This is a genomic window from Streptomyces sp. NPDC054866, from assembly GCF_053610745.1.
Map to the genome: position 1 here is coordinate 57,167 of NZ_JBSGZA010000009.1, position 19,225 is coordinate 76,391.

The 19,225-nt window shown below is 70.7% G+C and carries 19 protein-coding genes; 15 read left to right on the forward strand and 4 right to left on the reverse strand.

From position 1 onward, the window contains the following. Positions 1–15: 15 nt before the first annotated feature. Positions 16–1,005, forward strand: coding sequence for a helix-turn-helix transcriptional regulator (locus ACWGI2_RS35025; RefSeq protein ID WP_453699881.1), 990 nt, complete (start codon positions 16–18; stop codon positions 1,003–1,005). On the opposite strand, the gene ACWGI2_RS35030 is transcribed toward ACWGI2_RS35025, so the two are convergent. Continuing rightward, entirely contained in the window at positions 965–1,807 is an 843-nt protein-coding gene (locus ACWGI2_RS35030) for an alpha/beta fold hydrolase (RefSeq protein ID WP_453699882.1), read from the reverse strand. The genes ACWGI2_RS35025 and ACWGI2_RS35030 overlap by 41 nt on opposite strands. A gap of 65 nt (positions 1,808–1,872) precedes the next feature. Next, the gene (locus tag ACWGI2_RS35035; protein WP_453398056.1) at positions 1,873–2,496 is read right to left on the reverse strand and encodes a TetR family transcriptional regulator; all 624 of its coding nucleotides are present in this window, start codon (positions 2,494–2,496) and stop codon (positions 1,873–1,875) included. A gap of 116 nt (positions 2,497–2,612) precedes the next feature. On the opposite strand from ACWGI2_RS35035, the gene ACWGI2_RS35040 reads away from it, so the two are divergent. The 4 genes from ACWGI2_RS35040 (at position 2,613) to ACWGI2_RS35055 (ending at position 5,883) form a co-directional block, all read left to right on the forward strand. After that, on the forward strand, positions 2,613–2,768 hold the full coding sequence (locus tag ACWGI2_RS35040; protein WP_453398057.1) for a hypothetical protein: 156 nt from the start codon (positions 2,613–2,615) through the stop codon (positions 2,766–2,768). Between the two features lie 72 nt (positions 2,769–2,840). After that, entirely contained in the window at positions 2,841–3,143 is a 303-nt protein-coding gene (locus tag ACWGI2_RS35045; protein WP_453699883.1) for a DUF4190 domain-containing protein, read from the forward strand. 48 nt (positions 3,144–3,191) lie between these two features. Continuing rightward, complete coding sequence (locus ACWGI2_RS35050; protein WP_453699884.1) at positions 3,192–4,355, forward strand: cysteine desulfurase family protein; 1,164 nt, start codon at positions 3,192–3,194, stop codon at positions 4,353–4,355. Positions 4,356–4,605: 250 nt separating this feature from the next. Continuing rightward, positions 4,606–5,883, forward strand: a complete 1,278-nt coding sequence (locus ACWGI2_RS35055) for a cytochrome P450 (RefSeq protein ID WP_453699886.1) — start codon at positions 4,606–4,608, stop codon at positions 5,881–5,883. Positions 5,884–5,895: 12 nt separating this feature from the next. Here the strand turns inward: ACWGI2_RS35055 and ACWGI2_RS35060 are convergent, their stop codons facing one another. Further along, positions 5,896–6,573, reverse strand: coding sequence for an N-acetylmuramoyl-L-alanine amidase (locus tag ACWGI2_RS35060; RefSeq protein ID WP_453398061.1), 678 nt, complete (start codon positions 6,571–6,573; stop codon positions 5,896–5,898). Positions 6,574–6,634: 61 nt separating this feature from the next. Here ACWGI2_RS35060 and mnmA point away from each other — a divergent pair, with 61 nt between their 5' ends. Beyond that, on the forward strand, positions 6,635–7,768 hold the full coding sequence (gene mnmA, locus ACWGI2_RS35065) for a tRNA 2-thiouridine(34) synthase MnmA (protein WP_453699887.1): 1,134 nt from the start codon (positions 6,635–6,637) through the stop codon (positions 7,766–7,768). 45 nt (positions 7,769–7,813) lie between these two features. Here mnmA and ACWGI2_RS35070 read toward each other — a convergent pair whose 3' ends face one another. Then, the gene (locus tag ACWGI2_RS35070) at positions 7,814–8,167 is read right to left on the reverse strand and encodes a DUF427 domain-containing protein (protein ID WP_453699888.1); all 354 of its coding nucleotides are present in this window, start codon (positions 8,165–8,167) and stop codon (positions 7,814–7,816) included. An 80-nt stretch (positions 8,168–8,247) separates the two neighbouring features. On the opposite strand from ACWGI2_RS35070, the gene ACWGI2_RS35075 reads away from it, so the two are divergent. From ACWGI2_RS35075 to gatB, 9 genes are all read left to right on the forward strand, one after another. Continuing rightward, positions 8,248–8,793, forward strand: a complete 546-nt coding sequence (locus tag ACWGI2_RS35075) for an LOG family protein (protein WP_453699889.1) — start codon at positions 8,248–8,250, stop codon at positions 8,791–8,793. A 33-nt stretch (positions 8,794–8,826) separates the two neighbouring features. Then, positions 8,827–9,516 (forward strand): SDR family oxidoreductase, encoded by a 690-nt coding sequence (locus ACWGI2_RS35080; protein ID WP_453699890.1) that lies wholly within the window; start codon positions 8,827–8,829, stop codon positions 9,514–9,516. Continuing rightward, entirely contained in the window at positions 9,513–10,508 is a 996-nt protein-coding gene (locus ACWGI2_RS35085) for a methionine synthase (RefSeq protein ID WP_453699891.1), read from the forward strand. Before ACWGI2_RS35080 ends, ACWGI2_RS35085 begins: the two co-directional genes overlap by 4 nt. Positions 10,509–10,538: 30 nt before the next feature. After that, positions 10,539–12,722 (forward strand): NAD-dependent DNA ligase LigA, encoded by a 2,184-nt coding sequence (ligA, locus tag ACWGI2_RS35090; protein ID WP_453398067.1) that lies wholly within the window; start codon positions 10,539–10,541, stop codon positions 12,720–12,722. Between the two features lie 249 nt (positions 12,723–12,971). Next, positions 12,972–15,386 carry a putative bifunctional diguanylate cyclase/phosphodiesterase gene (locus tag ACWGI2_RS35095; RefSeq protein ID WP_453398068.1) on the forward strand — a complete coding sequence of 805 codons (2,415 nt, stop codon included), beginning with the start codon at positions 12,972–12,974 and terminating at the stop codon, positions 15,384–15,386. A gap of 122 nt (positions 15,387–15,508) precedes the next feature. Then, the gene (gatC, locus tag ACWGI2_RS35100) at positions 15,509–15,805 is read left to right on the forward strand and encodes an Asp-tRNA(Asn)/Glu-tRNA(Gln) amidotransferase subunit GatC (protein WP_016642027.1); all 297 of its coding nucleotides are present in this window, start codon (positions 15,509–15,511) and stop codon (positions 15,803–15,805) included. Between the two features lie 6 nt (positions 15,806–15,811). Continuing rightward, on the forward strand, positions 15,812–17,317 hold the full coding sequence (gatA, locus tag ACWGI2_RS35105; RefSeq protein ID WP_453398069.1) for an Asp-tRNA(Asn)/Glu-tRNA(Gln) amidotransferase subunit GatA: 1,506 nt from the start codon (positions 15,812–15,814) through the stop codon (positions 17,315–17,317). A gap of 5 nt (positions 17,318–17,322) precedes the next feature. Next, positions 17,323–17,556, forward strand: coding sequence for a hypothetical protein (locus tag ACWGI2_RS35110; protein WP_160507363.1), 234 nt, complete (start codon positions 17,323–17,325; stop codon positions 17,554–17,556). Positions 17,557–17,572: 16 nt separating this feature from the next. Further along, the gene (gene gatB, locus ACWGI2_RS35115) at positions 17,573–19,084 is read left to right on the forward strand and encodes an Asp-tRNA(Asn)/Glu-tRNA(Gln) amidotransferase subunit GatB (protein WP_453699893.1); all 1,512 of its coding nucleotides are present in this window, start codon (positions 17,573–17,575) and stop codon (positions 19,082–19,084) included. Positions 19,085–19,225: the final 141 nt, after the last annotated feature.

Genomic DNA, 19,225 nt, shown 5'->3' on the forward strand with positions numbered 1-19,225 from the left:
GCCATCCTTGACCGCGTGAAATCCGACCGGCTGCTCTCGATCCTGCTGCTGCTCCAGACCCGTGGGCAGGTCCCCGCCCATGAACTGGCCGACCGCCTCGAAGTCTCGGTGCGCACCATCTACCGCGACATCGACGCGCTCTCCGCCTCAGGCGTCCCGGTGTACGCCGAGCGCGGGCGGCACGGGGGCATCGCGCTCCTGCCCGGTTTCCGTACGGACGTCACGGGGCTCACGGCGGACGAGTCGCGGGCGCTGTTCATCCTGGCCGCGCGAGGCGCGCACGCCGCGCTCGGGCTCGACGCGGCGCTCGGCTCCGCACTGCGCAAGGTCATGGCGGCGCTGCCCGCGCCGCACCGCCCCGCCGCCGAACTGACGAGCCGCCGCATCCTCGTCGACTCGGCGCGCTGGATGCCGGGGCCCCGCGGATCGGATGCGGTCACCGTCGATCTCGACGTACTGCAGGACGCGGTCTTCTCCGACCGGCGGCTGCGCCTGCGCTACCGGCACAGCGGCGACGCACAGCCGCGCACCTACACCGTGGACCCCTACGGCCTCGTCTCGAAGGCGGGTGTCTGGTATCTGGTCGCCGACCGGCGAGGCGCCCCGCAGCTCTTCCGGGCCGACCGCGTGCAGGCGGCGACCTTGACGGACCTGCCCGTGCAGCGCAGGCCCGGCGTCGAACTCACCGATGTCTGGGCGGTGTTGAAACGTCAGGTGGAGGACCGGCCGGTCGGCGTCGATGTGACGGCGCGGGTGGCGCGTGACCGGTTCGCCCAGTTCCTGCGCCTCAAGGGCCACTTCCTCAGCGCGCCCCCCGAGGACGACGGAGAGAGCGAGTGGATCACCGTCCGTCTCGGGTTCGGCGTCATCGGCGACGCCCGTACGCTGCTGCCGTTCGCCGCCAGTGTCGAGGTGCTCTCACCGCCCGAGGTGCGCGCCGAGCTGGCGGAAGCCGCCGCCGCGGTCACCGGTCTGTACGGAGGAAGCGGCTCAGCTCACCGGTGAGCTCGGCCGGCGCATCCTCCTGTACGAGATGTCCCGCGCCCTCGATCAGGCGCAGCTCGGCGCCGGGGATCAGCTTGGCGAGCTCGTGGCCGCGCTCCACCGGGATCCAGGTGTCGTCCGTGCCCCAGCAGATGAGGACGGGCAGCGCCAACTCCCCGTAGCGGCCCTGGACTTCATCGGTGAACCGCTGGTCGTTCTGCTCGATCTGCCGGTAGAAAGCGGGCCTGCCCTCCTCCGTGCACCAGGGCTCGACCAGGCGGTCGAGCACCGCCGGGTGCAGGCCGCGGTGGCTCGCCGAACCGACGTACTCGCGCACGAGTGCCTCGTGCAGGGCGGGCGGCAGCTGGTTGAAGACGTCGGCGTTCGCGCCGAGCAGGCGGTAGGTGGGGGAGCCCCACGGTGCGAGCGCCACCGGGTCGACGAGCGCGAGGCGCTCAAAGCGGGCGCCGTGCAGGAGGTGGGCGCGCAGGGCGACGCAGCCGCCGAAGTCATGGGCCACGACGGCCGGTTCGTCGAGGCCCCAGTGCGCGAGGAGCTGGGTGAGGACGCGGGCCTGCGCGGCCAGGGTCACGTCCTGCCCGGACCGCATCTCGGAGGTTCCGTAGCCCGGCAAGTCCCATACGTACACGCGGTGTTCGCGGGAGAGCGAGCGGGCCACGCCCCGCCAGACGTACGAGGAGAAGGGAGTGCCGTGGACCAGGACGACGGGCGGTGCGTCCGTGGGGCCGATGGCGGTCCAGCGGACGGCGCCGGTCGGCCCTGCGAAGGTCTGGTCGAGTGTCCAGTCGCGATCGGTCGTCATGACCGTAAGGCTAGTAGCTCCTTACGTGAGAGTCGAGGCCCGTCGGCCCGTGGGCTGCCCCGCGGTCACTGCTCGTCCAGCCAGTGGTGCCGCCCGAGCGACACCAGGCGCAGCTGCCGGCGCGCACTGGCCGCCACGCGTTCCTCGGCGTCGGGTGCCGCCTCCAGGAGTGCGGACGCTGTCATCACCATGTGGTCGACGTACATCCTGGCCAGCATCAGGAGATCGTCCTCGTCCCATCCCGCGGACTGGGGCTCCTGGGCGAACTGGTCCTTCACCTCCCGCGCGAACAGGGTGAGCTGGTCGCCTATCGCGGACCGCACGGCCTGCACCCCGCCGTGCTGCTCGCGTGCGATGAAGCGGACGTGCGCGGGATGCGTGCGCACATAGGCGACGATCAACTCGACCGTGGCCGCGATGCGTTCCTCGCCGTCGCCGGTCGCCGCGAGGAGGGCGACGAGCGTGGTGTGCAGGCTGCCGAGCGCCTCCTCGACCAGGGCCACACCCAGGTCGGCCATGTCGCGGAAGTGCCGGTAGAAGGCGGTGGGGGCCACGCCCACGGCTCGGGTGACCTCGCGCAGGCCCAGGCTGCTCAGGCTCTGCTCCTCGAGCAGCTGGAGCGCCGCGTCGAGGAGTGCCTGCCGGGTTTTCTGCTTCTGGGCCTGCCGGATGCCGAGAGTGTGACTCATGCCATGCAGTTAACAACTGTTCTCCGGGATTGGGAAGCCGGAGAGAAGGTACTCTGGATTCAGTGAACAGTTGTTACCACAAGCGTTCACCGAAACCCTCACACGAGAGGTGCCCCATGCTGTTTCTCGTAGCCGCCCTGCTGCTGCTCGGTGTCGCCATGGGCTCCGTGGCCCACGCACCGCTCCCCGTCTCCCTCGTGGCCGCCGCCGTCATCGGCGTCTGGCTCATGGTGTTCGCGGTCCGCGAGCGGCACTCGCGCCACCACTCCTGAGCGCCATCACTCCTGAGCGTCATCACCACCGGTCCGCAACTGATCCGTACGGCACCTGAAAGGAGTCGCACCATGGGACTCACCGCCACCGCCCCCCGGTCCAAGGCCACCACCTCTTCCGACCCCGTCCCCACGGGCCGGCGTGACACCGACGGCATGGCCGTCGCCTCGTTCGTCCTCGGACTGCTCGGGCTGCTCGTCCTGAACATCTTCCTCGGGCCGATCGCGATCGTCCTCGCGAGCATGGCGCTCCTGCGCGGGACCGGCCGAAAGGGCCGCGCGATGCTCGGACTCGGGCTCGGCGTGGCCGATCTCGTCGTCCTCGGCATGCTGATGTCCATGGACAACACCGTGTCGTGGGGTCTCGCGGGCTGACACCGCTTGGACGCGGGGGCCCGCGGGGCTCGTAGAATCGTGCCCACCATGGCCTACCTCGACCACGCAGCGACCACTCCGATGCTCCCGGAGGCGATCGCGGCGATGACCGCCCAGCTCGCCGTCACCGGCAACGCCTCCTCACTGCATGCCGCGGGTCGCCGGGCGCGACGCACCGTCGAGGAGGCCCGCGAGACGCTCGCCGAGTCGCTCGGCGCGCGCCCCAGCGAGACCGTCTTCACCGCGGGCGGTACGGAGGCCGACAACCTCGCCGTGAAGGGCCTGTACTGGGCGCGGCGCGATGCCGAGCCCGCGCGGACCCGGATCCTCGCGAGCCCCGTCGAACACCACGCCGTCCTCGACGCCGTGCACTGGCTCGGCGAGCACGAAGGCGCCACCGTCGAGTACCTCCCCGTCGACGCGTACGGCCGCGTGCACCCCGAAGCGCTGCGCGAGGCGATCGAGCGCGACCCCGACGACGTCGCCCTCGCCACCGTCATGTGGGCCAACAACGAGATCGGCACCATTCAGCCGATCCGTGAACTGGCCGATGTGGCAGGGGAGTTCGACATCCCGCTGCACGCCGACGCGGTGCAGGCCTTCGGTCAGCTGCCCGTCGACTTCGGCGCGTCCGGGCTCGCCGCGATGACCGTCTCCGGGCACAAGATCGGCGGCCCGTACGGCATCGGGGCGCTGCTCCTCGGCCGCGAGTACAGCCCCGTGCCCGTCCTGCACGGCGGCGGGCAGGAGCGTCATGTGCGCTCCGGGACGCTCGACGTGCCCGCGATCGCCGCGTTCGCCGTGGCGGGGCAGCATGCCGCCGGACAGCGCGAGTGGTTCGCCCGGGAGATCGGCGCCCTGCGGGACGATCTGGTCTCCGCCGTGCGCGCGGAGGTCCCCGGCGCGATCTTGGGGGGAGACCCGGTCGGCCGGCTGCCCGCGAACGCGCACTTCACCTTCCCCGGCTGCGAGGGCGACTCCCTTCTGCTGCTGCTCGACGCCCAGGGCATCGAGTGCTCCACCGGCTCGGCGTGCACGGCGGGCGTGGCCCAGCCGAGCCACGTCCTGCTCGCCACCGGCACCGACCCCGACCTGGCCCGCGGCACGCTCCGCTTCTCCCTCGGACACACCTCGACGAAGGCGGACGTGGCCGCGGTGGCCCAGGCGATCGGACCGGCGGTGGAACGGGCGCGGACGGCTGGGCTGAGCTGAGCTGAGTCCGGGACACCTGGGTTGGTCCCGGTTTATGCCGGTAGGTGATGCAGGTAACGCTGGACTGTGCTGATTCCGCCCCGAGTTGATGCCGGTTTCAGCCGCTATAGGCCGGACAGGCACAGGAGCGGGCTACGACGCCCACAGCCCGCCGATCTATGCTTGCCGCTCGCGAGTCCGCTCCGCGCGTTCGGGGCTGCACGACACCCCCCTCTTCGGGGCTGCACGACAACCCCTCATGGAGTTCACATTGAAGGCGAACCTCCGCTCTCGCATCGCCGCGCGGCTCGGACGCATCTACCTCTCCCGGATCCAGAAGAACGGGATCAGCGCCTCCGCGATCTCCCGGCTTCCCGAGCCCCTGCTCGCGCCGATGCGCCGCGACGGGCTCGACCCGGTCGCCCGGCTCACCGAGCACCAGGCGGAGCAGCCGATATCCAAGGTGCCGCTGCCGTTCGGCATGGACGCCTGGGTGGTCACCGGCTACGACGAGGTGAAGGCCGTCCTCGGCGCGACGGACGGCTTCAGCAACGACTTCACGAACCTCGCGGGCAACGCCGGTGTGGTCGAGGAGCAGAACCCCGGCGGCCTCGGTTTCAGTGACCCCCCGGTCCACACGCATCTGCGCCGCATCCTCACGCCCGAGTTCACGATGCGCAGGCTGCGCCGCCTCACGCCCCGGATAGAGGCCATCGTCGAGGAGCGGCTCGACGCGATGGAGGCCGCGGAAGGGCCCGTCGACCTCGTCCAGGCCTTCGCGCTTCCGATCCCCTCGCTGACGATCTGCGAACTGCTCGGCGTGCCGTACGAGGACCGGCACGACTTCCAGCAGCTGGCCATGGAGCGCTTCGACCTCTTCGGCGGTGCGACCGCTCCCTTCGGTGCCATATCCGCCTCGCTCTCCTACTTCAGGGACGTCGTCAAGAAGCAGCGCGAGAACCCGGGCGACGGACTGCTCGGCATGATCGTGAAGGAGCACGGCGACACCGTCGACGACGAGGAGCTGGCCGGCCTCGCCGACGGCGTCCTCACCGGCGGCTTCGAGACCACCGCGAGCATGGTGGCCCTCGGCTCCCTGCTCCTCCTGCAGCACCCCGAGACCGCCGCGCGGCTGCGCGAGGACGACGCGGCCGCCGCCCCCTTCGTCGAGGAGGCGCTGCGCTACCTCACCGTCGTACAGGTGGCCTTCCCGCGGTTCGCCCGCGAGGACATCGAGATAGCCGGGGTGCGCATCCCCAAGGGCGACCTGGTCCTGTGCTCCCTGAGCGGCGGCAACCGCGACGCCAAGTACACCCCCGACGGCGGCGGCTTCGACCCGCACCGCAAGGCCTCGGGCCACCTCGCCTTCGGCTACGGCATCCACCGCTGCATCGGCGCCGAACTGGCCCGCATGGAGCTGCGTGCCGCCTACCCCGCCCTGGTGAGGCGCTTCCCCGAGATGCGGCTCGCGGTCGCCCCCGAGGAGCTCGCCTTCCGCAAGCTGTCGATCGTGTACGGGGTGGAGTCGCTGCCGGTGCACCTGCGCTAGCGGCGGCGGGGGTCACCCGAGGGCGGTGCGGGCCTTCTTCACCAGCCGTATGTAACGGTCCCAGTCCCAGTGCGGCCCCGGATCCGTGTGGTCCGTGCCCGGCACCTCCACGTGCCCGACGATGTGCTCCCGGTCCACCGGGATGTCGTACCGCTCGCAGATGCCCGCCGTGAGCCGCGCCGACGACTCGTACATGGCGTCGGTGAACGAGGACTTCTTGTCGACGAAGCCCTCGTGCTCGATGCCGACGCTCCGTTCGTTGTAGCTCTTGTTCCCCGCGTGGAACGCCACGTCCAGCTCGCGGATCATCTGGGCCACGTGGCCGTCCTTGCGCACCACGTAGTGCGCCGCCGCGCCGTGCGCCGGGTCCTTGAAGACCCTCAGCGCCGTCGCGTACCCGCCCTGCACCACGTGGATGACGACCATGTCGATCCCGTAGTCGTCGGGGCGGTCCGCCCGGCGCCAGTTGTAGTCGGATGCGGCTGTCCACTGCGCGCCCTTGGCGTCGACCTCGCCCTCCTTGCGCTTCTTGACGACGCCGGGAAGGCGCCACCACAGGCGGCCCAGCTCGTCCGACGCCAGCGCGGCCGTGCCGGCGGCCGCCGCGGCGCCGCCGATCAGGAGCGTCCGGCGGTTGACGCCCCGGCGCCCCCGCCCCCGCTCCGCCGTCGTGTCCTGTTCTTCCCCCATGCGATCGTCAACGCTTACTCACGGGCAACTGGTTCCCGCGGGCCCGTACCCTGTTAGAGCTATGACTGAGAACCGGACCCCGCAGCGCCCCCGCCCCCTTCGCGTACTCGCCGCCATGTCGGGCGGCGTGGACTCCGCCGTCGCCGCCGCGCGCGCCGCCGAAGCCGGGCACGACGTGACCGGAGTGCACCTGGCACTCTCGGCGAACCCGCAATCGTTCCGCACGGGCGCGCGAGGCTGTTGCACCATCGAGGACTCCCGCGACGCCCGCCGCGCCGCGGACGTCATCGGCATCCCGTTCTACGTCTGGGACCTGGCCGAGCGGTTCCGCGAGGACGTGGTCGAGGACTTCATCGCCGAGTACGAGGCGGGGCGCACCCCCAACCCGTGCCTCCGCTGCAATGAGAAGATCAAGTTCGCCGCGCTCCTGGACAAGGCCCTCGCGCTGGGCTTCGACGCCGTCGTCACCGGCCACTACGCCACGGTCGTCGTGAACGACGACGGCACGCGCGAGCTGCACCGCGCGTCGGACATGGCCAAGGACCAGAGCTACGTCCTCGGTGTCCTGGACGACCGCCAGCTCGCCCACGCGATGTTCCCCCTCGGTGACACGCTCACCACCAAGGAGGAGATCCGCGCGGAGGCCGAGGAGCGCGGCCTCGCCGTCGCGAAGAAGCCCGACAGCCACGACATCTGCTTCATCGCCGACGGCGACACCCAGGGCTTCCTCGCGGACCGCCTCGGCAAGGCGGAGGGCGACATCGTCGACGCCGAGGGGAACAAGCTGGGCACCCACGAGGGAGCCTTCGGCTACACCATCGGCCAGCGCAAGGGCCTGCGGATCGGCACCCCGGCCCCCGACGGCAAGCCGCGCTACGTCCTGGACATCTCCCCGGTGAACAACACCGTGACGGTCGGCCCGGCGGCCGCCCTGGACGTCACCGCCCTGACGGCCATCAAGCCCCGCTGGTGCGGCGCGGCCCCCTCGGGCCCCGGCATGTACACGGCGCAGCTGCGGGCGCACGGGGGAGAGACAGAGGTGACTGCCGAGCTGGTGGACGGCACCCTGAACGTCTCCTTCACCGAGGCCGTACGCGGCGTGGCCCCCGGCCAGGCGATCGTGCTGTACGACGGCACGCGCGTGGTCGGCTCGGCGACGATCGCGACGACGGAGAGGGCCACGGCGGCGGCCTAGGCCCTTCCGCCGCCGGCCCTCCCTCCGGCAGCTACTCCGCTGCTTCTACTTCGCTGTTTCTACTTCGTAGAAGCAGAAGTGGTCCTTGATCTCGGCCACCGCGTCCTTCGGCTCGGGGTACGCCCACACTGCGTCTTTGCCGTCCTTGCCGTCCGTGCCGTCCTCGGCACCCGGCAGCGACCAGTAGGACGCCGTGCCCTTGAACGGGCAGTAGGTCGTCGTGTCCGTCGGGGTCAGGAGGTCGGTGCGTACGTCCTCCGGGGGGAGGTAGTACCGCACGGGGTAGCCGGTCTCGCGCAGCAGCAGCGGGCGTCGGGTCTCGGCCACGACCTGGCCCTCGCGCACCACCCGTACGTGGTCGGTGCCCTGCTCGATGGTGATCTTGTGTCCTGCTGTCACCGTGGTCTCCTTCTGCCAGTGCTCGGGCTCTGTGAACGGCCGCGTCCCACCCAGTCTGTGCCGGATCGTACGGTGAAGCCATGAACATCTGTGTCTTCCTCTCCGCCGCCGATCTCCCCGACCGCTATACCCGCCCCGCGCGCGAATTCGCCGAGCTGCTCGGCAAGGGCGGACACACCCTGGTGTGGGGCGGTTCGGAGAGCGGTCTGATGAAGGTCGTCGCCGATGGTGTGCACGAGGCCGGCGGAGGGCTCGTCGGCGTCTCCGTGGACTTCCTCGCCGCCAAGGCCAGGACCGTCACCGCGCCCGACGAGATGGTCATCGCCCGTGACCTCGCCGAGCGCAAGGCGCTGCTCCTGGAGAAGGCCGACGCGATCGTGATCATGGTCGGAGGTACGGGCACGCTCGACGAGGCCACCGAGATCCTCGAACTGAAGAAGCACGGCAAGCACAGCAAGCCCGTGGTCCTGCTCAACTCGGCAGGCTTCTACGACGGGTTGAAGGAGCAGTTCAAGCGCATGGAGGACGAGGGCTTCCTGCCGGTGCCGCTGACCGGTCTCGTCTTCTTCGCCGAGGAGCCGGTCGGCGCCCTCGCCTACCTGGAGGAGTCCGTGGGTATGCGCTGACCTGCGGCTGCCGGGGGGTGCGACGATGGACGCATGGCAACACATGTGATCACCGGGGCAGGCTCCGGCATCGGCGCGGCCGTCGCGCGCCGTCTGCACGCACGCGGCGACGCCCTCGTCCTGCACGCACGGGACGCGGGCCGGGCCAAGGAACTCGCGGCGCAGTTCCCCGGGTCGGACACGCTCGTGGGCGACCTCTCCGACCCGGACAAGCTCTCCTGGGCCTTCGGCCACCAGTCGCTGCCCGACCGGGTGGACTCCCTGCTGCACATCGCGGGCGTCGTCGACCTGGGCCGGGTCGGCGACCTCACCCCCAAGTCCTGGCGCCACCAGCTCAACGTCAACCTCATCGCACCCGCTGAGCTCACCCGCCACTTCCTGCCCCAACTCCGCGTCGCCCAGGGCCACGTGGTCTTCGTCAACTCGGGTGCGGGCCTGAACGCCCACGCCGACTGGTCCGCCTACGCCGCCTCCAAGCACGGCCTCAAGGCCCTGGCCGACGCCCTGCGCGCCGAGGAGCACGCGAACGGCGTCCGCGTCACGTCCGTCTACCCGGGGCGCACGGCGAGCGCCATGCAGGCCAAGGTCCACCAGCAGGAGGGCAAGGCGTACGACCCCTCCCGCTTCATCGACCCGGAGTCGGTCGCCACGGCGATCCTGATGGCCGTCGACCTGCCGCGCGACGCGGAGGTCAACGACCTGACGGTGCGGCCCGGACAGTGAACGCGATCAGTTGGGGCCCCGCCACCGGCATCGGGTCCATGCCCGGCGGCGACGCCCGCGAGGCCGCGAAGACCGTCACCGGCAGCTTCGAGGACTTCCCGTATCTGGCGGAGCTGCCCGCGCGCGGGCCCGGCGCCGACATGATCGGCCGGACGGCGGGGATGCTGGTCGAGCTCTACGCGCGCGTGGAGCCCAGCGGCTGGCGGATCGGCGACCGGCCGGGACGGGACACGCGCCGCGCCAAGGCGTGGCTCGGCGAAGACCTCGACGCCCTGGAGGAGTTCACCCAGGGGTACGAAGGGCCGGTCAAGGTGCAGGCCGTCGGGCCGTGGACGCTGGCCGCGGCCCTGGAGCTGAAGAACGGCGAGGCCGCGCTCTCCGACCCCGGAGCCTGCCGTGACCTGGCCGGATCGCTCGCCGAAGGCCTGCGCGCCCATCTCGCGGACGTACGCCGCCGCATCCCCGGCGCCCAGGTCGTGCTCCAGCTCGACGAGCCCTCGCTCATGGCCGTCCTGCGCGGACACATCAAGACCGCGAGCGAGTACCGCACGCACCGCGCCGTGGACCGGCAGCTCGTGGAGAGCACCCTGCGGGAGGTCCTGGGCGTCCATGACGGTCCTGCCGTCGTGCACTCCTGCGCGCCGGACGTGCCGTTCGCGCTGCTGCGCCGCGCGGGCGCCGACGCGATCTCGTTCGACTTCTCGCTGCTCACCGAGCGTGACGACGAGGCGATCGGTGAGGCGGTCGAGGCCGGCACGAAGCTCTTCGCCGGTGTCGTGGCGGGCGTGGACGGCCCATTGTCAGACCCTGCCGGTAGCGTCATGGGTGTCAGGACGTTGTGGCGCAGGCTGGGGCTGAATCCGGGTTCTCTCGCGGAGTCGGTCGTGGTCACTCCGTCGTGCGGGCTCGCGGGGGCTTCTCCCGCGTACGCCCGCGCGGCGCTCGCCCACTGCGCCCGGGCGGCGAGATCACTCGCGGACAACCCTGAGTAATTGGGTATGACGTAACGGGAGGACGAAACGGTGGCTGTCGAACAGCAAGGCTCTGTGCCCGCCGAGGCACGGGATCAGCATGCCCAGCTGGCCGAACAGATCGAGGAGCACCGCTTCCGGTACTACGTGAACGACCAACCGGTCGTCAGTGACGCCGAGTTCGACAAGCTCCTTCGCTCGCTGGAGGCCCTGGAGGACGAGTACAGCGAGCTGCGCACGCCCGACTCGCCCACCCAGAAGGTCGCCGGTGCCTACGAGACCGAGTTCACCGCGGTCCAGCACCGCGAGCGCATGCTCTCCCTGGACAACGCCTTCGACGACGCGGAGCTCGCCGCCTGGGCCGACCGCGTCGCCAAGGAGGTCGGCACCAGCGACCACCACTTCCTGTGCGAGCTGAAGGTCGACGGCCTCGCCGTGAACCTCACGTACGAGGACGGCAAGCTCACGCGTGCGGCCACCCGTGGCGACGGCCGCACGGGCGAGGACATCACACCGAACGTCCGCACCATCGCGGACATCCCGGACCGGCTCAAGGGCGACAAGATCCCCGCCCTGGTCGAGATCCGCGGCGAGGTCTTCTTCCCCATGGAGAAGTTCGAGGAGCTGAACGCCCGCCTGGTCGAGGCCGGTGACAAGCCCTTCGCCAACCCGCGCAACGCGGCGGCGGGTTCACTGCGCCAGAAGGACCCGCGTGTCACCGCCACCCGCCCGCTGCACATGGTGGTGCACGGCATCGGCGCCCGTGAGGGCTTCGACATCGACTGCCTGAGCCACGCCTATGACCTCCTGCACGAGTGGGGCCTGCCCACCGCCCAGCACAACAAGGTGGTCCAAGGGCTCGACGGCGTACGGGACTTCATCACGTACTTCGGCGAGAACCGCCACTCCGTGGAGCACGAGATCGACGGCGTCGTCGTGAAGCTGGACGAGATCCCGCTTCAGGGCCGCCTCGGCTCGACCTCGCGCGCCCCCCGCTGGGCGATCGCCTGGAAGTACGCCCCCGAGGAGGTCAACACCAAGCTGGTGAACATCCGCGTCGGCGTCGGCCGCACCGGCCGCGTCACGCCGTACGCCCAGGTGGAGCCCGTCACGGTCGCGGGATCCGAGGTCGAGTTCGCGACCCTGCACAACCAGGACGTGGTGAAGAAGAAGGGCGTCTTCATCGGGGACACGGTCGTCCTGCGCAAGGCGGGCGACGTCATCCCGGAGATCCTCGGCCCCGTCGTCGATCTGCGCGACGGCACCGAGCGGGAGTTCGTGATGCCCGCCGAGTGCCCCGAGTGCGGGACCGCGCTGCGCGCGATGAAGGAGGCCGACATCGACCTCCGGTGCCCCAACGCCCGGTCCTGTCCCGCCCAGTTGCGCGAGCGTCTCTTCTATCTGGCGGGCCGCAAGAGCCTGGACATCGAGAACTTCGGGTATGTCGCCGCGGCCGCCCTGACCAAGCCCCTCGAACCGTCCGAGCCGCCGATCCTCGACGAGGGCGACATCTTCGACCTCACCATCGAGCGGCTCCTGCCGATCAAGGCGTACGTACTGGATCAGGACAGCGGGCTGCCCAAGCGGGACCCGAAGACGGGCGAGGAGAAGATCGCCACGGTCTTCGCCAACCAGCAGGGCGAGGCCAGGAAGAACGCCCTCTCGATGCTGGAGAACATCGCGGCGGCCAAGGAGCGCCCGCTCGCGCGTGTCATCACGGGCCTGTCCATCCGTCATGTGGGCCCGGTCGCCGCGGAGGCGCTGGCCCGCGAGTTCCGGTCCGTCGACCGGATCGAGCAGGCCACGGAGGAGGAGCTGGCCGCTGTCGAGGGTGTGGGCCCGACCATCGCCGCATCCCTGAAGCAGTGGTTCGAGGAGGAGTGGCACCGGGAGATCCTGCGCAAGTGGCGCGAGGCCGGGGTCCGCATGGAGGAAGAGGGCGGCGGAGAGGACCAGGGGCCGCGTCCCCTCGAAGGCCTCACCGTCGTCGTGACCGGAACGCTTGAGCACCACACGCGGGATGGCGCAAAAGATGCGTTGCAGAGCCGGGGAGCAAAGGTGACCGGTTCCGTTTCGAAGAAGACAGCTTTCGTAGTTGTGGGTGACAATCCTGGATCGAAGTACGACAAGGCGATGCAGTTGAAGGTTCCGGTTCTCAACGAGGAAGGCTTCGCCGTCCTGCTGGAACAGGGGCCGGACGCGGCAGCGGAAGTCGCGCTTCCGACCGAGGAGTAGCGGTTGAAGGCCACCCGTTCAGCGCATACCAGATGCATACGGGTGGCCGGGTCGCATTCGGGCAACCGTTGTGGACCGCTGCCCGTAGAAGCCTTCTGCGGCCTACTGTTGAGGTGTGCGCCTGCCGTGCCCCGCTGCGATTGGGGTATCCCCTGCTCATCGGGAGCACGGGGAAGGAGTTTCAGACGCGGCTGACTTCTGGAGCGAGTCCGCGTGGCGTGGGCACCGCCGGCTGTGAGAGGGACGGGAATGGAACCGACCGAGAGCGCCGCACCGGACTCCCGGCTGCGCGCGCGCCTGCGGCGCGGACCGGGCGCGTGGCTCAGCGGACGCAGAGCGGCACGGGAGACACGCGAGGCGCGCGAAGCCGAGAGCCGGCGACCCGCCCCGAGCACCGCAGTTGAGCGCCGCGAACGGGCATGGAGCACCGTCGGCGGGTACGGCACGCAGGAGCTCGGCGTGGGCGAGACCGCGGGCGGCAGGGACGCCGGGCCCTGTTCCACGCAGACCGGGGTCGAGGGACGGCGCAGGCCGCTCTGGCGCGGCGCCGAGGCGCACGGCCCCGACGACCCCTCCGGCGAGCGCGACCCCTGGCCGGTGCTTCCGGTTGTCGTCGTGACGATCGCCGCGGTGGTGCTCGGCACGGGCTTCTTCCACGCCTTCACCGGACGCGGCGCACTGTTCCCCTCCGGCACGGTCGGCTGGTCCCTCGCCATCCTCACGGGTCTCATCGTCGGCCACCTCGTCGCGCTCGGCCGCGACCGCTGGTGGGGCGGCACGGGCTCGGGCGGCGCGCTGACCGTCGCCGTGCTCCTGCTGTACGGCTGGGTGCCCGCCGGAATGGTCAGCCTCACCGTCGTCGTCCTGGTGGGCGTCGCGCGCCGCCACCGCTGGCGCCAGGGCATCCTGCACGGCGCGGTCGACATCCTCGGCATCGGCGCGGGCGCGCTCGCCATGGCCGCCTTCGGCACGGCCCCGTCGACGGAGTCGCCCTGGCTGCCCGAGACCTGGAACCTGTACTCGGCCCCCGAGGTGGCGCTCGCCGCCGCCGCGTACCTCGTCGTCACCCGCGTCCTGCTCTGGTACGTCCACGCGCCGCGCACCGGAGCCCTGCCCACGGTCACCCGAACGGCCCTGGTGCGGCAGGGCCTCGTCGGCGTCGCGCTGCTCGGCATCGCCCCGCTGATCTGCGTGGTCGCCGCCTCCACGCCCATCCTGCTCCCGCTCTTCGCGATCCCCCTGGTCGCGCTCGACTCGACGCTGTGGATCGCGCGGGCCAGGGCCGAGGAGCAGCTGCGCGACCCGCTCACCGGCCTGCCCAACCGCCAGTGGCTCCTGGAACGGACCTGGACGGCCCTGGACGACGCCGAGCGGATCGGGGCGCGCTCCGCCCTGATGCTGATCGACATGGACCGCTTCCGGTCGGTGAACGACACCCTCGGCCACCTCGCGGGCGACCGTCTGCTGCTGCAGATCGCCGACCGGCTGCGGCTCGCCCTGCCGCGCGGTGCGGAGGCCGCGCGGCTCGGCGGCGACGAGTTCGCCGTCCTGCTGCCGGTCGCCGACTCCACGACGTCCGCCACCCGCGTGGCACGCTCGCTGGTCGCCGCCCTCGGCTCACCCCTCGACCTCGACGGCCTGACGCTGGTCCTGGAGGCCAGCGCCGGACTCGCCGTCTTCCCCGACCACGCCATGGACGCCGAGGGCCTGCTGCGCCGGGCGGACGTCGCGATGTACCAGGCCAAGCGCGACCGCACGGGCGTCGAGGTGTACGAGTCCAAGCGGGACTCCAACACCCCTGACCGGCTCGGCCTGTTGGGTGATCTGCGCAGGGCACTCGACGCGGGTGATGTCGAGCTCCACTACCAGCCCAAGGTCCAGTTCGACGGGCGGGTCGCGGGGCTCGAAGCACTGGTGCGGTGGGTGCATCCCGAGCGTGGGAAAGTGCCGCCTGACGAGTTCATCGCCATCGCCGAGTCGTCCGGTCTCATGCCGCACCTGACGGAGTACGTCCTGGAGACGGCGCTCTGCCAGGTGGCGAAGTGGCAGGCGATGGGCCTCAAGGTCCCCGTCGCGGTGAACGTGTCACCCCGCGACGTCCACACGCCCGGCTTCGCGGGTGCCGTCGCCGCGCGCCTGGCCCGCCACGGGGTCCCCGCGGGAGCGCTCCAACTGGAGATAACGGAACACGTCCTCCTGGAGGACCCGCAGCGGGCCGCGGACACGCTGGCCGGACTGACCGGCCACGGCGTCAAGATGTCGCTCGACGACTTCGGCACGGGGTACTCGTCCCTGGTGCACCTGCGGCGCCTGCCGGTGAGCGAACTGAAGATCGACCGGTCGTTCGTGGCACGCCTGGCCGTCGACAACGAAGACGCGGAGATCGTCCGCTGCACGGTCGACCTCGCGCACTCCCTGGGGCTGCTCGTCGTCGCCGAGGGCGTCGAGGACGACGAGACGTGGGAGCGGCTCCGCGATCTGGGGTGCGACGCGGTGCAGGGCTGGCTGGTCGCCGCCGCGATGCCGCCGGACGAGACCACCGCGTGGCTGCGGGCCCGCGGTTCCCGCGGATGGCGCAGGCCGGTGGATGTCGCCGCCGAGGAGGCGGCCGCCGCGGCGCAGGCCGAGGCCGGGGCGGAGGCCGGGGCCGACATCGCGAAGTAGCCGGGGACGGACCCCGGGGGAGCGGCCGGGCCCCCGCCGAGGGAATCCGTTTCACGTGCACGGGGTGCGGCCCCATAGGATTGGGGCCACAAACCACACACTCACCCCCAGAGGATCGCCGCATGCCTGGCATTACGCGCGAGGAGGTCGCCCACCTCGCCCGCCTAGCACGTCTTGAGCTGAAGGACGAGGAGCTCGACCACTTCGCCGGACAGCTCGACGACATCATCGGCGCGGTCGCCCGCGTCTCCGAGGTCGCCGACCAAGACGTACCGCCGACCTCCCACCCGCTGCCGCTGACGAACGTCATGCGCGCGGACGAGGTCCGTCCGTCGCTCACCCCCGAGCAGGCGCTCTCCGGAGCCCCGGCCCAAGAGCAGCAGCGTTTCAAGGTGCCGCAGATCCTGGGGGAGGACTAACCCACCATGACGGACAGCAAGATCGACATCATCAGGCTCACCGCCGCCGAGATCGCCGCGAAGGTCGCGTCCGGCGAGCTGACGGCCGTCGAGGTCACCGAGGCCCACCTCGCCCGCATCGAGGCCGTCGACGAGAAGGTGCACGCCTTCCTGCACGTCGACCGCGAGGGCGCCCTCGCGCAGGCCCGCGCCGTCGACGCCAAGCGGGAGAAGGGCGAGAAGCTCGGCCCGCTGGCCGGCGTCCCGCTCGCACTCAAGGACATCTTCACCACCGAGGGCATCCCGACCACGGCCGGTTCCAAGATCCTCGAAGGCTGGATCCCGCCGTACGACGCGACCCTCACGCGCAAGCTGAAGGAAGCCGACGTCGTCATCCTCGGCAAGACCAACATGGACGAGTTCGCCATGGGGTCCTCCACCGAGAACAGCGCGTACGGCCCCACCGGCAACCCCTGGGACCTCACCCGCATCCCCGGCGGCTCCGGCGGCGGCTCCAGCGCCGCCCTCGCCTCGTACGAGGCCCCCCTCGCCATCGGCACCGACACCGGCGGCTCCATCCGCCAGCCCGCGGCCGTCACCGGCACGGTCGGCGTCAAGCCCACCTACGGCGGCGTCTCGCGCTACGGCATGGTGGCGTTCTCGTCCTCCCTCGACCAGGGCGGTCCCTGCGCCCGCACGGTCCTGGACGCCGCGCTCCTGCACGAGGCCATCGCCGGGCACGACCCGCTCGACTCGACGTCCATCGACGCCCCGGTCCCGCCGGTTGTCGAAGCGGCGCGCAACGGTTCCGTACAGGGCATGCGCGTCGGTGTCGTGAAGCAGTTCGCCGGCGAGGGCTACCAGGCCGGTGTCGTCCAGCGCTTCCAGGAGTCGGTCGCGCTGCTCAAGGAGCTGGGTGCCGAGGTCGTCGAGCTGGACTGCCCGTCCTTCGATCTGGCGCTCTCCGCGTACTACCTGATCGCGCCCTCCGAGTGCTCCTCGAACCTCGCGCGCTTCGACGCCATGCGCTACGGCCTGCGCGTCGGTGACGACGGCACGAAGTCCGCCGAGGACGTCACCGCGCTGACCCGCGAGGCCGGCTTCGGCGACGAGGTCAAGCGCCGCGTCATCCTGGGCACGTACGCCCTGAGCTCCGGCTACTACGACGCGTACTACGGAAGCGCCCAGAAGGTCCGCACCCTGATCACGAAGGACTTCGAGAAGGCCTTCGAGCAGGTCGACGTGATCGTCTCGCCCGCCACGCCCACCACCGCCTTCCCGATCGGCGAGCGTGCCGACGACCCGATGGCGATGTACCTCGCGGACGTGTGCACCATCCCGTCGAACATGGCGGGCAACGCCGCCATGTCGCTGCCCTGCGGTCTCGCGCCGGAGGACGGCCTGCCCGTCGGACTGCAGATCATCGCCCCGGCCATGAAGGACGAACGCCTTTACAAGGTGGGCGCTGCCGTAGAGGCCGCCTTCGTGGAAAGGTGGGGTCACCCGCTGCTTGAGGAGGCACCGTCACTGTGAGTCCCATGACTGCCAAGGCCAAGGGCTTCAAGAAGTCCAAGCCCGGCGCGTACCTGTCGATCGCCACGACCGCCTTCGGCGCGGTCTCCGTCGTCAAGCAGGCCCGTATGGCCCGCAAGGACAACGACACGCTCCGGCTCATCGACGCCGCTGTCTCCGCCGCCGCCATCGCCACCGGCCTCGCTCTGCTCCTGCGTGAGCTGAAGAAGCTCGGCGACGACGACGTCCTGCTGGGTTGAGAGGGAAAGTTTCACCGTGACTGTCACGACTGACCTGGTGTCGTACGAGGATGCCCTCGCGACGTACGACCCCGTCATGGGCCTTGAGGTCCATGTCGAGCTGGGCACCAAGACCAAGATGTTCTGCGGCTGCTCCACCGAGCTCAAGCAGGGCGCCAACAGCCAGACCTGCCCGACCTGTCTCGGCCTGCCCGGCGCGCTGCCGGTCGTCAACGAGATCGGCGTCGAGTCCGCCATCAAGATCGGCCTCGCGCTGAACTGCGAGATCGCCGAGTGGTGCCGCTTCGCCCGGAAGAACTACTTCTATCCGGACATGCCGAAGAACTTCCAGACCTCTCAGTACGACGAGCCGATCGCCTTCAACGGCTATCTGGACGTCCAGCTGGAGGACGGCGAGGTCTTCCGCGTGGAGATCGAGCGCGCCCACATGGAGGAGGACACCGGCAAGTCCACGCACGTCGGTGGCGCGACGGGCCGTATCCACGGCGCCTCGCACTCGCTCCTGGACTACAACCGCGCGGGCATCCCGCTCATCGAGATCGTCACCAAGCCGATCGAGGGCGCGGGCGAGCGCGCTCCCGAGGTCGCCAAGGCGTACGTCGCGGAGCTACGCGAGGTCATCAAGGCGCTCGACGTGTCCGAGGCCCGGATGGACAAGGGCCAGATGCGCTGCGACGTGAACCTGTCCCTGCGTCCGCACGGGCGTAAGGAGTTCGGTACGCGCTCGGAGACGAAGAACGTCAACTCGCTCCGTTCCGTGGAGCGTGCGGCGCGGTTCGAGATCCAGCGTCACGCGGCCGTCCTGAACGGCGGCGGAACGATCGTCCAGGAGACCCGTCACTTCCACGAGGAGGACGGCTCCACGACGTCGGGCCGCATCAAGGACAACGCCGAGGACTACCGGTACTTCCCGGAGCCCGACCTCGTCCCCGTCGCCCCGGCCCGTACGTGGGTCGAGGAACTGCGTGCCGGTCTCCCCGAGATGCCGCGCGTGCGCCGCAACCGCCTCCGCGAGGAGTGGGGTGTCTCGGAGCACGACATGCAGTCGATCCTGAACGCCGGTGCGGTCGACCCCATCGTCGCCACGATCGAGGCGGGCGCCGACTCGGCGGCCGCGCGCAAGTGGTGGATGGGCGAGATGGCCCGCGCGGCGAACGAGTCCGGCAAGGCCCTGGACGAGCTGGGTGTCACCCCGGTGCAGGTCGCCCGGGTCGCCGAGCTCGTCGCCAAGGGCGACCTGAACGACAAGCTGGCCCGCCAGGTCTTCGAAGGCGTCCTGGCCGGCGAAGGCACGCCGGACGAGGTCGTCGAGAAGCGCGGCCTGAAGGTCGTCTCGGACGAGGGCGCGCTGTCCACTGCCGTGGAGGAAGCGATCGCCGGTAACCCCGGGGTGGCGGACAAGATCCGCAGCGGCAAGGTCGCTGCGGCCGGCGCGTTGGTCGGTGCGGTCATGAAGGCCACCCGCGGCCAGGCGGACGCGGCCCGCGTCAAGGAACTGATCCTGGAGAAGTTGGGCGTGGAGGGCTGAAGCCTCTCGCCAGTACGGCCTGAACCGCCGCTTCGCGGCGGATCTTTCCCGCCCGCCCACCCGATTGCCCTGGGGCCATCGAGTGGGCGGGCGGGGTGCTGTTCGTCCCGCCGCACCATCGCAAGCCCCGGGCCCCGGAGC